Raw genomic sequence first — 13986 nt, forward strand, 5'->3', positions numbered from 1 at the left:
CCGCCAGGCGGTCCAGGACGGCGACCACCGGCTCCTCCCCCGCGTACCAGGCGGCGTGGAAGGCCTGGAGCAGCATCCGGGCGGCGTGCATCGGGTCGATGTCGGTGCCGGCGGCGTCGAGCAGCAGCCGGTGGGCGGTCGGGTGCGCGCCGCGCCAGAAGTGCGCGGTGGCCCGGACCTGGTCGAGCAGGGCGTGCGCCAGGACGTTGTCCGTCCGGCCGGAGGCCTCGTCGGCGAGTTTCTCAGCGCGCTCCAACTCGCCTTCCTCGGTGGCGGCTTCGGCGGCCAGGACGAGCCGGCGGGTGGCGCTGTCGCGGTCCGGGGTGAGCCGGGCGGCGCGCTCGTACGCGGCGGCCCCGCCGTGGCCGCCGCGGCGCTCGGCGCGGACGGCGGCGCGCTCCAGCGCGTCGGCGAGGCCCGCGTCGGGGCCGGTGGCGGCCAGCGCGAGGTGCCAGGTGCGGCGGTCGCCGTCCGGCAGGGCCCTCGCCACGGCCTGATGGACCGTCGTCTTCTGGTGGTGCGGAGCGCGCTGGAGGATCGCGGAGCGCAGCAGGGGGTGCCGGAAGGCGATCCGGCGGTCGGCCGTGACCGTCGCCAGGCCGGACTCCTCGGCGGGCGCGAGGTGTTCGGCGGTGACGCCGAGGGCGGCCGCTGCGGGCAGGACGACGTCCAGCGCTCCGCTCTCCTCCGTGGCGGCGACCAGCAGCAGCGTCTGGGTGGCCGCGGGCAGGCCGGTGACCTGGCCGTGGAAGGCGATCAGCAGCCGGTTGGTGAGCGGCAGGCCGCCCGGCGCCGACATGTGCGGCCCCGCGGCGACCGGGAGTTCGGTGAGTGCGAGCGGGTTGCCGGCCGCCTCGGCGAGCAGCCGGTCGCGCGCGGCGGCGGGCAGGCCGGGGCCGGCCCGCCGGGCCAGCAGCCGGGTGGCGGCAGCCTCGGACAGTCCGGTCACCTGTCGTTCGGGCAGTCCCAGCGGGCGCTCCGCCGCGCCGCCGGTGGCCCCGGGGGCACCACCGGTGCGGGCGGCGAGCAGCAGGGCCACCCCCTCGGCCTGGAGGCGTCGGGCGGCCAGCAGCAGCGCCTCCAGTGAGGCCCGGTCCAGCCACTGCACGTCGTCCATGACGCACAGCAGGGGCTGGTCGGCGGCGAGTTCGGCGAGCAGACCGAGCGTGGCGAGTCCGACGAGCAGCCGGTCGGCGCGCCCTTCACCGGCGGCCGGGTCATCGGCGACCGAGCCACCGGCGACCGGGCCACCGCCGGCCGGAACGCCGTCCGCCCCGTGGCCGCCCGGCCGGCCCTCGTCGGAGAGCCCGAACGCCGCCTCCAGCGCCCGCCGTTGCGGCCCGGGCAGGGCGTCCAGCTGGTCCAGGCCGGGTGCGAGCAGCAGGCTCAGCCCGGCGTACGGCAGCTCGGCCTCGTACTCGACGCCGGCCGCCCGGATCACCCGGAACGACTCCCCCGCCCGCGCCACCGCGTCGTCCAGCAGCGCGGTCTTGCCGATGCCGGCCTCGCCCCGGAACAGCAGCACCCCGCTGCGGCCGGCCCGCGCCGCGTCCAACAGGCCGTCCACGGCGGCCTGTTCGCCTTCCCTTCCGTACAGCATGCCCCGACCCTACCCACCCGGGCCCGCACCGCCGTCGGCACCGGCAGCGACGCCACTGCCGACGCCACTACCGGCACCGGTACCGGCACACCGCCGCACGCCCCGGCACACCCCGGCGGAGGCTACGCACCCCCATACCCATACGTGACGGATTCGCCGCCCGCCGCCCGTCCGTACCGTGGTGAGCACCGGGAACGGCCCGGCCAACCACCCACCGGAACACGGGAGATGACGATGACCGAGACCACCACCGCCGCCCTCCAGCAGCTCGCCGAGCGCTACCTCGCGGTGTGGAACGAGACCGACCCGGCGGCCCGCCGCAAGCTGGTCGACGAGGTGTGGGCCGAGGACGGCCGCTACACCGACCCGCTGGCCGCCGTCACCGGCCGGGATGCCGTCGCCGCGCTGATCGGCGCCGCCCAGGCCCAGTTCCCGGGGCTGGAGTTCACCCTCGGCCCGGTCGACGCCCACCACGACATCGCCCGCTTCACCTGGAACCTGGGCCCGGCCGGCGCGGAGCCGGTCGTGATCGGCTTCGACGTGCTGGCGGCCACCCCGGACGGCCGGATCGGCGCGGTGTACGGCTTCCTCGACCGCGTACCGGGCGCCTGAGCCACAAAGCGCGTGCCGGGCGCCTGAGCCGCAGACCGCGTACCGGGCACCTGAGCCGCAGACCGCGTACCGGGCGCCTGAGCCGCAGACCGCCGCGCCGCCCAAGGGCGGGCCGTCCCCACCGCGCCCGCCCCTCGGAGCCGGACCGGCCCTCGGCGCGTACGGCGCCGCGGACGGCAGTGTCCGGTGGCCGGCGCTCGGGATCGCGCTGATCGGCCTGGTCCACCGCGGCGCCGGCGGCCCTACCGCCGCCGTAGGCCGCAGCGTCCTCGCCCCGACGTCGCCGGCGCCGGTGCCCGTGGGCCCGGTCCGGTTCCTGCCGCTGGGAACGCCGCCCGGGGGCCGGTCCCCGCACGCCCCGGAGCGGCCGTGGCGGGATCCCGGCACGCGGGGCGGGTGGCCGAAGCCCACCCGCCCGTTCCCTTCCCTCCCCCCGATCGGGTTGGATGGTCGGATGAGCGAGGAGAAGAGCGCCGTACCGGCGTGGGAGCAGCGGTTCAGGGCGGCCCGGGTGTCCCTGCCCGACTGGGCCGAGGACGCCCCCGACCGGGCGTTGTACGTGTCCAACGCGACCGGCACCTACGAGGTCTACGCCTGGGACCGCGCGACCGGCGCCCACCGCCGGGTGACCGACCGTCCGAACGGCACCACCGACGCCGAGCTGTCCCCCGACGGCGACTGGGTCTGGTGGTTCGACGACCACGACGGTGACGAGTTCGGCGTCTGGCGCCGCCAGCCGTTCGCGGGCGGCCCCGACGAGGAGGCCGTGCCCGGCCTCGCCGCTTCCTACTCGGCCGGCCTGGCCCTCGGCCGCGACGGCACCGTGGTCGTCGGCCGCTCCACCGACGAGGACGGCACCACCCTGCACCTGCGCCGCCCCGGCAGCGCCGTGCCGGTCGAGATCTACCGGCACGAGGAGTACGGCGGCATCGGCGACCTCAGCCACGACAGCACCCTGCTCGCCATCGACCACACCGAGCACGGCGACGCGATGCACTCCGCGATCCGGGTCGTCCGCGTCACGGGGGACGGCGGTGTCGAGACCGTCGCCGAGCTGGACGAGGTCACCGGCCGGGACGAGCCGCGCGGCGTCGCCTGCCTGGGCTTCGCGCCGGTCGAGGGTGACACCCGGCTGCTGGTCGCCCACCAGCGCACCGGCCGCTGGGAGCCGATGATCTGGGACGTCGCCACGGGTGCCGAGACCGCTCTCCCGCTGCGTGACGAGCAGGGCCGCGAACTGCCCGGCGACGTCTCCGCGCAGTGGCGCCCCGGCGCCGGTGAGCTGCTGGTGGAGCACGAGTACGAGGCGCGCAGCGAGCTGTTCTCGTACGGGCTCGCCGACGGCCGGCTGACCCGCCTGGACACCCCGCGCGGCACCGTCGGCGGCGCCACCGCCCGTCCGGACGGCACCGTCGAGTACCTGTGGTCCTCCGCCGCCGAGCCCTCCGCCGTCCGTTCCACCGCCGGTACGGTCGTGCTGCGGGCACCCGGCGCGGTGCCGCCCGGTTCGGTGCCGGTCGAGGACGTCTGGGTGGACGGGCCCGGCGGGCGGGTGCACGCCCTGGTGCAGCGGCCGTCGACGGCCGGGCCGGGCCCGTACCCGACCGTGTTCGAGATCCACGGCGGCCCGACCCACCACGACAGCGACTCCTTCGCCGCCGGTCCGGCCGCCTGGCTGGACCACGGCTTCGCGGTGGTCCGGGTCAACTACCGCGGTTCGACCGGCTACGGCCAGGCCTGGACGGACGCGCTGCACGAGCGCGTCGGCCTGATCGAGCTGGAGGACATCGCGGCGGTCCGCGCCTGGGCCGTCGACAGCGGCCTCGCCGACCCGGCCCGGCTGGTGCTCACCGGCGGCAGCTGGGGCGGCTACCTGACCCTGCTCGGCCTCGGCGTCCAGCCCGACAGCTGGGCCCTCGGCGTCGCCGCCGTGCCGGTCGCGGACTACCACACCGCGTACGCCGACGAGATGGAGGCGCTCAAGTCGCTGGACCGCACGCTCTTCGGCGGCACCCCTCAGGAGGTGCCGGAGCGTTTCACCGCCTCCTCGCCGCTGACCTACGTCGAGCACGTGCGGGTGCCGGTGTACATCAGTGCCGGTGTCAACGACCCGCGCTGCCCGATCCGGCAGATCGACAACTACGTCGAGCGGCTGGAGCAGCTCGGCAAGCCGCACGAGGTGTACCGCTTCGACGCCGGGCACGGCTCGCTGGTGGTGGAGGAGCGGATCAAGCAGCTGCGGCTGGAGATCGAGTTCGTCCGGCGGCACCTGGGCGCGGCCGGGGGCGACGCAGACGGAGGGGCGGCGTGAGACGTCTGCTGCTGCTCGCGGGGGTGGCGGTGGCCGGGGCCCTGGTGCTCAGCGGCTGCTCGGGGTCGCGGCCGGCGGTCGCCTCCTGCCCGCCTCCGGTCGGCCCGCCGGCGCCGAGCTCCTCGGTCGTCGCGCCCAAGCCGGCCGTGCCGACCACCACCGCACCGCCGACCGGCGCCGTCCCGCCCGCCGGTGCCACACCGCTCGCCACGGCGACCAGGGCGAGCGCACCGGGCGCGGGGAAGGCGGGCGGCATCGCGGGCGGGATCGCGGGCACGGCCGTCCTGGCGGCGGCCTACGAGTCGACCGACCCGGACGGCACCGTCGAGCTCGCCAAGGGGTCGAAGGGGTCCGGCGGCTCCTCGGGTTCCTCGGGTTCCTCGGGTTCCTTCGGCTCGAAGGGCTCCAAGGGGTCGAAGACCGGTCGCACCGTGCACCACCACATCGACCACTACAACTCCGACGACCACAACGGCAACGGCAACGGCAACGGCCACTGCCACAGCGACCCGACGCCGCTGCCCACCGGCTCGTCCTCCCCGACCCAGCAGCCGCTCCCGACGCCGACACCGGCGGCACCGACACCGACAGCGCCCCCGCCGGCGGTCAAGCCGACAGCGGCACCGGCCCTGCCGACCAAGCGCTGAGAGCGGGGTCGGACCAGGACGCGCCGGTCAGTCCAGGACCGGGTCCAGCCCGAGGGCCCGGTCCTGCTCCGCCTCCGCCTCGCGGCGCACCAGGCGGAACCACATGAAGACCACGAACCCGGCGAAGACGAACCACTCCAGGGTGTAGCCCAGGTTCTGGAACGCGCGCAGGGTGAGCCCGTCGCCGCCCTGCGGCTGCACGGTCGGTACCGGGGCCAGCCCGGCGGGCGCGTCGTCGGCGGCCACCCAGCCGTCGTACCAGCCGTCGTACTCCAGCACGTTCAGCAGCGACGCCCGGTTGATCATGCCGAGCTGCCCGGTCGGCAGACCGCCCGCCACCGCGCCGTTGCTGCCCACGGCCTCGTTGGCCTGCAGGCGCCCGGTCACCGTCACCTCTCCGCCCGGCGGCGGCCCGGCGGCGGCCGGGTCCCCGCCCGCCCAGCCGCGCACCACGGCGACGGCGTGACCGTCGGCGGTGCGCAGCGGGGTGAGCACGTAGTAGCCCTGCTTGCCGTCCACCACCCGGTTGGGGACGAGCAGTTGGTGCTCGCTGTCGTAGGTGCCGGTCACCGTGACCGTCCTGCCGACGGTCTCCGTGCTCACCTGCGGAGTCGCCTGGTTGAGCAGCGCGTCGATCGGCCGGGCGTCACTCGAAGCGGTGACCGCCTGCTTGGTCTCCTGGTGCGTGGACACCCGGTCCTCGAACCGGCCGAGCTGCCAGGAGCCCAGCCACAGGCACACCGCCACGGCCGCCACGGCCACGACGGTGCCGCCGAGCCAGCGCGAAGTCAGGAGGAACCGGTACACACCCCCACGGTAACCACTCCTCACACCCGCCCGGCCCCCGGGCCCCGGGCCACGGCCCCGGCCACGGCGGCCGCCGGCCCGCCGGCCCGCCGCGGCCGCCCGTCGTCACCGCTGTCCGTTGTCACCGCTGTCCGTCGTCACCGCGTCGCCGCCGCCCGCGGTCACCCCGCCGTCGGCGAGCCCGACGGCTGCGGCACCGAACCGCCCAGGTTCTGGACGCCGCCGCGGTAGACGGTGCCGCTGCACGCCACGGGCAGGGTCGCCGTGGCGGCCGCCGGACTGCCGGGGGCGGGAGTGTGGGCGATGGTCACGGTGGACGGTGCGGCGGTCGGGCCGCCGGTCGGGGTCGGGGTCGGGCTGGGAGCCGTGCTGGGGCCCGCCGACGGGGACGAGGAGGCAGGCGGGTTGGCGCTGGGCTCGCTGGAGGGCACTGAGGCCGGGGCGCCGGGCTCGATGGCCGGGACGTCCGAACGCAGGGCCACCTGGTTGACGCCGCTCGACGGGGTGGTCAGGCTGCCGGAGCCGGCACAGGTCCGGTCGGGGACCCAGGCGAACGGCACCCGGTACCCGGCCCGCGGCGCGAGCACCGGGGGCTCCCCGTCCATCGTGGGCAGGCCGGCCGCCGGGTCGCCCGGCGCGTGGTCGGCGGTGCGGATGCGGCCGCGGTCGCCGCCGCTGACGGCGGTGACCGCCACCGAGCCCGGCCCGCCGAGCCGGCAGCTGCGCACGGAGACGTTGTAGACGGTGAACGAGCCGTAGATCCGCCCGTCGCCGTCGGCCGCGCCGACCTGCGCGACGCCTTCGCCGAGGTCCGTCCGGGTGCAGAGCGGGACGATGCCGCCGTCGCCGGCCCCGGAGGTCCCGGAGGGCGCGACGCCGCCGTCGGTCTGCGTCAGCCCGCCGCCGGGGGTGTGCGGGGCCGCGGCCGTACCGGTCGGCGAGGTGGCGGCGCCGGTGCCGCCCGCGCCCGTCTGCGCGGCCGCCCCGGTACCGCCGGCGGTACCGGCGGCACCGCTGGGGGACGCGGCGGCCGGGCTCTTGGCGTCGGCCGAGCCGGGACCGCCGGAGAGCCCGAGGTGCTCCCCCTCGTGCAGGACGGGCAGGCCGATCGCGACGGCGAAGGCGAGTGCGGCCGCCCCGGTCCAGGCGCCGCGCCGGGCGGCCCGGCGGCGGGGCACGGCCCGCCGGATCCGCGGCAGCCCGCCCACGGCGGGCTGGATGCCGGAGACGGCGCCGTGCAGCCGCTCGCGCAGCGCCCGTTCGTCGGCGGACAGGTCCAGGAGCTCCGGGACCTCACCCGCGGGGCCGTTCACACCGGGCTTCCCGGCCGCGTTCGGCCTGGACCCGTGCGGACTCGGTGCGTTCGGACTCGGTGCGCGCGTACCCGGCGACGTCGACTCGGGCCCCGTCGGCTCGGACGCGTGCGGCTCGGACGCGTGCGGCTCGGACGCCCCGTCGACCGGTCGCCGACGGCTGTCGTCCGCCTCAGCCATGTCCGGCCTCCATCTGGACGCGCAGGGCGGCGAGTCCGCGGGAGCCGTAGGCCTTCACCGAGCCGAGCGAGATGCCCAGGGTCTCGGCGACCTGCGCCTCCGTCATGTCCACGAAGTAACGCAGCACCAGAACCTCCCGCTGACGGCGTTGCAGACCACGCAGCGCGGCCTTCAACTGGTCGCGCTCCAGGGCATCGTAGGCACCTTCTTCTGCACTGGCCATGTCAGGCATGGGCTTCGGCAGCAGTCGCAGCCCGAGGATGCGGCGGCGCAGCGTGGAGCGGGACAGGTTGACGACCGTCTGCCGCAGGTAGGCCAGGGTCTTCTCGGGTTCGCGCACCCTGCGCCGGGCGGCGTGCACCCGGATGAACGCCTCCTGGACGACGTCCTCGCACGTCGAGAGGTCGTCCAGGAGCAGTGCCGCGAGCCGCAGCAACGAGCGGTAGTGCGCCTGGTAGGTCTCGGTGAGCAGGTCCTCGCTGGTACCCGCGTCGGTACCGGCGCCGGAGTCCGCCGCACCGCGTGCGGCCGCCGTCATCTGGTCTTCTTCCGGCCTACTCGCAGGCCACGGGGCGCGCGACGGGAAGGGCACCGCGGCTCTCGCCGGGATGCCCGCCCTTGCCCCCACCATCACGTTCGCCACGCACGTTGGACACTCGATCCCCTGTCATGGTTGCCCGGCTCGGGGCCCATTCTTCCGCATCGGCGGAAGAAGCCTCCAGGGGATTCCCCCGGGATTCCGGACAGATTGTGTCGAGGAGCGAACACAGGTATGGACACAGCTGTAGACACAAGCGGGCACTTCGGAACGCGCGAGGGCCCCGGGACCTAGTACTCCGACTTCTCCGGCCCCGCCGGCCCCGCCGGCTCAGCCGTCGCCGCCGCGTCCAACTCCACGTCCGGCTCCGCGTCCACCGGCTCGCCCGCCGTCAGCTCCGCCGCCACCAGCTCGGCCAGCTGCACCAGGTTGAGCGCCGACCCCTTGCGCAGGTTGTCCCCGCACAGGAAGAGGTCCAGCGCGTCCGGCTCGTCCAGCGCCCGCCGGACCCTCCCGACCCAGACCGGGTCCGTCCCGACCACGTCGTTCGGGGTGGGGAACTCGCCGGCCGCCGGGTCGTCGTAGAGCACCACGCCGGGCGCGTCGCGCAGGATGTCCTGCGCGTGCTCCTGGGTGACCTCGCGTTCGAACCGCGCGTGCACGGCCAGCGCGTGGGTGCGGACGACCGGGATGTGGACGCAGGTCGCCGAGACCTTCAGGGCGGGCAGGCCGAGGACCTTGCGGGACTCGTCGCGGATGCCCGTCTCCTGGGCGGACCAGCCACCCTCGCGCAGTCCGCCGGTCCAGGGCACCGCGTTGAGCACCAGCGGGGCGGCGAACGGCCCCTGATCGGCGATCAGCGCGCGCAGGTCACCGGTCTGCCGGCCGACGGCGGCACCCGCCACCAGCCCGGTCTGCGCGCGCAGAGCCGCCTCGCCGTCGCGGCCCTCGCCGTCGGCGGCCTGGTAGGAGGCGACCACGAGCTGCGCCAGCCCGTACTCGGCGTGCAGCGCCCCCACCGCGGCGATCATCGCGAGGGCGGTGGCGGCCGGACTGGCGACGATGCCGCGCGGGCGGATCCGCAGCGCGGCCGCGTTGACCTCCGGGACGACCAGCGGCACGTCCTCGGCGGTGCGGAAGACGGCCGAGCCGTCGATCACCACGATGCCCTTGGCCGCCGCGATCGGCGCCCATTGCGCCGAGACCGGGCCGGGGACGGCGAACACCGCCACGTCGATGCCCGCGAAGGCCTCCTCGGCCAGCGGGACGACCTCGACGGCCTCCCCGCGCACCACCGCCTTGCGGCCGGCCGAGCGCGGGGAGGCGACGAGTCGGATCTCGCCCCAGACGTCCTGGCGGAGGGAGAGCAACCCGAGCAGCACCTCGCCGACCGCGCCGGTGGCGCCGACGACGGCGAGGTTCGGGCGCCGGGTCATCGCCCGGCGCCCCGGCAGGACCCGGCGATCCGGCCCCGCGTCCGGGTCATCGCCCGGTGCCGCCGTAGACGACGGCCTCGTCGCTCTCGCTGTCCAGGCCGAAGGCGCTGTGGACGGCGCGGACGGCCTCCGGCACGTCGTCGGCACGGGTGACCACCGAGATGCGGATCTCCGAGGTGGAGATCAACTCGATGTTGACGCCCGCGGCGGACAGCGCCTCGAAGAAGGTCGCCGTGACGCCCGGGTTGGAGCGCATACCGGCGCCGACCAGCGAGATCTTGCCGATCGCGTCGTCGTAGCGCAGCGACTCGTAGCCGATGCCCGCCTTGACCCGGCCCAGCGCGTCGATGGCCTTCTGGCCCTCGGTCTTGGGCAGGGTGAAGGAGATGTCGGTCAGGCCGGTCGACGCGGCGGAGACGTTCTGCACCACCATGTCGATGTTGACCTCGGCGTCGGCGATGGCGCGGAAGATGCGCGCCGCCTCGCCCGGCTTGTCGGGCACGCCGACGACGGTGACCTTGGCCTCGGAGGTGTCGTGGGCGACTCCGGAGATGATGGCCTGCTCCATCTCGCCCCCTTCGGGCTTGTTCGGGTTGTCGTTGCTGACGATCGTCCCGGGAAGACCCGAGAAGGACGAGCGTACGTGAATCGGGATGTTGTAGCGACGGGCGTACTCGACACACCGGTCGAGCAGCACCTTGGAACCCGACGAGGCCAGCTCCAGCATGTCCTCGTAGGCGATCCAGTCGATCTTGCGGGCCTTCTTCACCACGCGCGGGTCGGCGGTGAACACGCCGTCCACGTCGGTGTAGATCTCGCAGACCTCGGCGCTGAGCGCGGCGGCGAGCGCCACGGCGGTGGTGTCCGAGCCGCCCCGGCCCAGCGTGGTGATGTCCTTGCTGGTCTGGGAGACGCCCTGGAAACCGGCCACGATCGCGATGTTGCCCTCGTCCAGGGCGGTGCGGATGCGGCCGGGCGTCACGTCGATGATGCGCGCCTTGTTGTGGACGGAGTCGGTGATGACACCGGCCTGGCTGCCCGTGAAGGACTGTGCCTCGTGCCCCAGGGATTTGATCGCCATGGCCAGCAGCGCCATGGAGATGCGCTCTCCAGCGGTCAGCAGCATGTCGAACTCACGGCCGGCAGGCAGCGGTGACACCTGCTCCGCGAGTTCGATGAGCTCGTCCGTCGTGTCGCCCATCGCGGACACCACGACGACGACCTCATGGCCGGCCTTCTTGGTGTCAACGATCCGGCGGGCCACGCGCTTGATGCCTTCGGCATCCGCAACGGATGAGCCGCCGTACTTCTGCACGACAAGGCCCACGTGCGCTCCTCGACTCGAAGTCTTTTCCGGGGGCTCCGGGCCCCCGTACCCCCCTGCAGAGAGAGGGGGGTGCGGTCGTCGTCAGTCTACCGAGCAGGGGTGCTCCGACCGGCGCTTTCCATATGGTGAGACGGTAGTTTCAGCACGTGAGCGGCCGTGCGGGTGGCTCCGCCGTCAGGTCTGCGGGCGATTCGGTACGGCTCCGAAGAATCGGCGGATCGGGGGACGGCAATCCGGCCGGATTTCTTTTCCGGCCGGGCCACTGAGGCATTCATCACAATCCGGGAGGGCCGTCGCGGAATACCCCCTACCGGCTGCCGCCTACCGCCCGAGGCCGAGCTCGGCCGCCATCAGGTCGCCCGCCTGCTGTTCGAGCTGCTCGTCGGTGAGCCCGTCGTCGTCGGTGTCCGCGCCGTCCGGCACCGCGCCGAGCGGGCTGTCCAGCCGGACGTGGGCGATCAGCGACTGCAGGGCCCGCAGCACCGCCGTGCAGGTCGTGCCCCAGTTGGAGAGGTACGAGAACTGCCACCACCACAGCGCCTCGCTGATCCGGCCCTCGCGGTAGTGGGTCAGCCCGTGCTGGAGCTCGCTGACCACGCCGGCCAGGTCGTCCGAGATCCGGAAGGCGTTGGGCTTCTCCGGCGGGCCGTACGGGTCGAAGACCTCGTGGTAGACGTCGATCGGCGCGAGCAGCTCGGCGAGGCGCTCGCGCAGCTGCTCGCCGTCCGGCTCGGGACCGGCGTCGGGCTCGAAGCGGTCCTCCGGGACGACGTCCTCGATCGCACCCAGCCGGCCGCCGGCCAGCAGCAGCTGCGAGACCTCCAGGAGCAGCAGCGAGACCGCGCTACCGGGCTCGTCGCCCTTGGCGACCTCGGTGACGGCGAGCACGAAGCTCTCCACCGAGTCGGCGATCTGCACGGCGAAGTCGTCCGGCTCCGAGCCGTGACCGTGGATGTGCGGGGCGTGCGCCCCCGGTTCCCCGTGGGACTGCTGGTGGGGGGTGTGGGGCTGCTGGTTGATCGTCCGGTCAGACATCGAGCAGTCGTCTCCCTTCGAAGGCGCGGCCGAGGGTGACCTCGTCCGCGTACTCCAGATCCCCGCCGACGGGCAGGCCGCTCGCCAGACGGGTCACCTTCAGGCCCATCGGCTTGCAGAGCCGGGCCAGGTAGGTGGCGGTCGCCTCCCCCTCCAGGTTGGGGTCGGTGGCCAGGATCAGCTCGGTGACCGTGCCGTCCGCGAGGCGCGACAGCAGCTCGCGGATGCGCAGGTCGTCCGGGCCGACGCCCTCGATGGGGCTGATCGCGCCGCCCAGCACGTGGTAGCGGCCGCGGAACTCGCGGGTGCGCTCGATGGCGACGACGTCCTTGGACTCCTCGACCACGCAGATGACGGCGAGGTCGCGGCGGGGGTCCAGGCAGACCCGGCACTGCTCGGCCTCCGCGACGTTGCCGCAGACCGCGCAGAAGCGGACCTTGTCCTTGACCTCCAGCAGCGCGTGGGCCAGCCGGCGCACGTCGGTCGGATCGGCCTGCAACACGTGGAAGGCGATCCGCTGGGCGCTCTTGGGCCCGACGCCGGGCAGCCTGCCCAGTTCGTCGATCAGGTCCTGAACCACGCCCTCGTACAACGTCGCGCCTTCCCTCGGATGGTCGATGGTGCCGTATGCCCGGTGGTGGCCGGTGACGGCCGGTGGTGACCTGCTGGTCCGTGGTGGCCTGGCGGCCGGTGGTGGCCTGACGGCCGGGTAGCGGACGACCGGTGGTACCGGACGGCCGGTGGTGCTCCGGTGCCATCATCCAACGAATCGGGCGTCGGACACAGCGCCCGACGCCCGACTCCCACATAAATCACATAGGTCTGTCGTCTGAACTTCAGACCTTCTGGAACGTAGAGCCGACGTTAGAACGGCCGACGCTAGAACGGCAGGCCGGGGATGCCGCCGCCCAGGCCCTGGGTCAGCGGGCCCATGCGCTCGGCCTGCATCTTCTGCGCGGTCTGGTTGGCGTCCCGGACGGCCGCCAGGATCAGGTCGGCCAGCGTCTCGGTGTCCTCCGGGTCCACGGCCGCCGGGGCGATGGTCAGCGCCACCAGCTCACCGGCACCGGTCACCGTCGCCTCGACCAGGCCGCCGCCCGCCGAACCGTTCACCTTCGTCTCGGCCAGCTCCTGCTGGGCCTTGGCGAAATCCTGCTGCATCTTCTGCGCCTGCTTCAGCAGCTGCTGCATGTTGGGCTGGCCACCACCGGGGAACACGGCTGTCTCCTTGCTGTCACGGCTGTCATGCGGTGCTTCGTTCGTCACCGCCGAGCCTACGTGCTGCCCACCGCTCCGGGGCCCGGCCCGGGGCCCGGCTCCGGGGCGGCTCAGGACCCCTGGTGGTGGATCTCCTCCAGCACCGTCGCGCCCAGCTCGCGAATGATCAGCTCCTGCCCGGAGAACACGTCCTCCTTCAGGTCCGGATCGTCCGCCTCCGGGATGTCGTCCTCCGGGGCCACCGACCGCACCGGACGGGCCTGCGCGGCCTGGACCGGCGGGGCCTGCACCGGTGCGGGCTGCACGGGCGGCGCCTGGACGGGCGCCGGCGCGGCCTGGACCGGCGGAGCCTGCACGGGTGCCGGGGCGGGCGCGGGCATCGACGGCGCGGCCGCCGCCGGGCGCGCCGGGGCTCCCCAGCCCCCGCCGCCCTGGGCACCGCCGCTCGGCGCCCCGCCACCCGGGCCGCCGGCGCCGCCGGACGGGTCGACGATGCACTCGATCCGCCAGTCCACACCCAGCGCCTCGGCCAGCGCGGCGCGCAGCACGTCGTCGCTGTTGCTGCCGACGAAGCTGTCCCGGGCACCGGCGTTGATGAAGGACACCTGGAGCACGCTGCCGTCGAACCCGGCCACCTGGCCGTTCTGGCTGAGCAGGATCCAGGTGAAGCGGCGGCGGTTCTTCACCGCCTCCAGGATCTGCGGCCACAGCTGCCGCACCTGCGCGGCGCCCTGCTGCGCGGACGCCGAAGGCTGCCCGCCGGGAGCCGCCGCCGGGGCGGGGGCCGGAGCGGGCACGGGAGCAGGAACCGCCTGGGCCGGGGCCGCCTGCGGCTGCGCCGCGGGGGGCGTCACCGGAGCCGCGGCGGGGGCGCCACCGGCGGGCGGGAAGCTGCGCGGGATCGGCCAGGCACCCGGCGCCGACCCGGCAGGGGCGGCGGGCGGCGCGGCCTGCACGGGCGG

The 13986-nt window shown here is 74.8% G+C and carries 12 protein-coding genes and 1 pseudogene; 3 read left to right on the forward strand and 10 right to left on the reverse strand.

From position 1 onward, the window contains the following. Positions 1 to 1600: AAA family ATPase (locus tag ACWGJO_RS38360; protein ID WP_452190267.1), on the reverse strand; the 1600-nt coding region annotated here is incomplete at its 3' end. A 234-nt stretch (positions 1601 to 1834) separates the two neighbouring features. Here ACWGJO_RS38360 and ACWGJO_RS38365 point away from each other — a divergent pair. The 3 genes from ACWGJO_RS38365 to ACWGJO_RS38375 all read left to right on the forward strand — a co-directional run bounded on the left by ACWGJO_RS38365 (position 1835) and on the right by ACWGJO_RS38375 (position 5170). After that, complete coding sequence (locus ACWGJO_RS38365) at positions 1835 to 2212, forward strand: nuclear transport factor 2 family protein (RefSeq protein ID WP_452190268.1); 378 nt, start codon at positions 1835 to 1837, stop codon at positions 2210 to 2212. 454 nt (positions 2213 to 2666) lie between these two features. Further along, the gene (locus ACWGJO_RS38370; protein WP_452190269.1) at positions 2667 to 4523 is read left to right on the forward strand and encodes a S9 family peptidase; all 1857 of its coding nucleotides are present in this window, start codon (positions 2667 to 2669) and stop codon (positions 4521 to 4523) included. Continuing rightward, positions 4520 to 5170, forward strand: coding sequence for a hypothetical protein (locus tag ACWGJO_RS38375; protein WP_452190270.1), 651 nt, complete (start codon positions 4520 to 4522; stop codon positions 5168 to 5170). The genes ACWGJO_RS38370 and ACWGJO_RS38375 overlap by 4 nt, the downstream gene beginning before the upstream one ends. 27 nt (positions 5171 to 5197) lie before the next feature. Here the strand turns inward: ACWGJO_RS38375 and ACWGJO_RS38380 are convergent, their stop codons facing one another. The 9 genes and pseudogenes from ACWGJO_RS38380 to ACWGJO_RS38420 form a co-directional block, all read right to left on the reverse strand. Beyond that, positions 5198 to 5977, reverse strand: coding sequence for an SURF1 family protein (locus ACWGJO_RS38380; protein WP_380541445.1), 780 nt, complete (start codon positions 5975 to 5977; stop codon positions 5198 to 5200). A 161-nt stretch (positions 5978 to 6138) separates the two neighbouring features. Next, the gene (locus ACWGJO_RS38385; RefSeq protein ID WP_452190271.1) at positions 6139 to 7290 is read right to left on the reverse strand and encodes a hypothetical protein; all 1152 of its coding nucleotides are present in this window, start codon (positions 7288 to 7290) and stop codon (positions 6139 to 6141) included. A 172-nt stretch (positions 7291 to 7462) separates the two neighbouring features. Next, positions 7463 to 8008, reverse strand: a complete 546-nt coding sequence (locus ACWGJO_RS38390) for a SigE family RNA polymerase sigma factor (RefSeq protein ID WP_359905665.1) — start codon at positions 8006 to 8008, stop codon at positions 7463 to 7465. Between the two features lie 290 nt (positions 8009 to 8298). Next, complete coding sequence (locus ACWGJO_RS38395; RefSeq protein ID WP_452190272.1) at positions 8299 to 9444, reverse strand: aspartate-semialdehyde dehydrogenase; 1146 nt, start codon at positions 9442 to 9444, stop codon at positions 8299 to 8301. Between the two features lie 46 nt (positions 9445 to 9490). After that, positions 9491 to 10771 carry an aspartate kinase gene (locus ACWGJO_RS38400; RefSeq protein ID WP_359905659.1) on the reverse strand — a complete coding sequence of 427 codons (1281 nt, stop codon included), beginning with the start codon at positions 10769 to 10771 and terminating at the stop codon, positions 9491 to 9493. 321 nt (positions 10772 to 11092) lie between these two features. Then, positions 11093 to 11806: a DUF5063 domain-containing protein gene (locus ACWGJO_RS38405; protein WP_359905656.1), complete on the reverse strand. Its 714-nt coding sequence runs from the start codon at positions 11804 to 11806 to the stop codon at positions 11093 to 11095. Next, entirely contained in the window at positions 11799 to 12398 is a 600-nt protein-coding gene (gene recR, locus ACWGJO_RS38410) for a recombination mediator RecR (RefSeq protein WP_316522617.1), read from the reverse strand. The genes ACWGJO_RS38405 and recR overlap by 8 nt, the downstream gene beginning before the upstream one ends. A gap of 287 nt (positions 12399 to 12685) precedes the next feature. Further along, a complete protein-coding gene (locus ACWGJO_RS38415; RefSeq protein WP_359905653.1) occupies positions 12686 to 13024 on the reverse strand; it encodes a YbaB/EbfC family nucleoid-associated protein in 339 nt (112 codons plus the stop codon). A 110-nt stretch (positions 13025 to 13134) separates the two neighbouring features. After that, positions 13135 to 13986, reverse strand: a pseudogene (locus tag ACWGJO_RS38420) (DNA polymerase III subunit gamma and tau); the annotation flags it as partial.

This window comes from Kitasatospora sp. NPDC054795 (assembly GCF_053611565.1).

Excerpts from the sequence above, each read along its gene's own strand:
- ACWGJO_RS38365 (WP_452190268.1), top strand. The coding sequence starts at position 1,835 with ATGACCGAGACCACCACCGCCGCCCTCCAGCAGCTCGCCGAGCGCTAC.
- ACWGJO_RS38370 (WP_452190269.1), top strand. The coding sequence starts at position 2,667 with ATGAGCGAGGAGAAGAGCGCCGTACCGGCGTGGGAGCAGCGGTTCAGG.
- ACWGJO_RS38390 (WP_359905665.1), bottom strand. The coding sequence starts at position 8,008 with ATGACGGCGGCCGCACGCGGTGCGGCGGACTCCGGCGCCGGTACCGAC.
- ACWGJO_RS38395 (WP_452190272.1), bottom strand. The coding sequence starts at position 9,444 with ATGACCCGGCGCCCGAACCTCGCCGTCGTCGGCGCCACCGGCGCGGTC.
- ACWGJO_RS38405 (WP_359905656.1), bottom strand. The coding sequence starts at position 11,806 with ATGTCTGACCGGACGATCAACCAGCAGCCCCACACCCCCCACCAGCAG.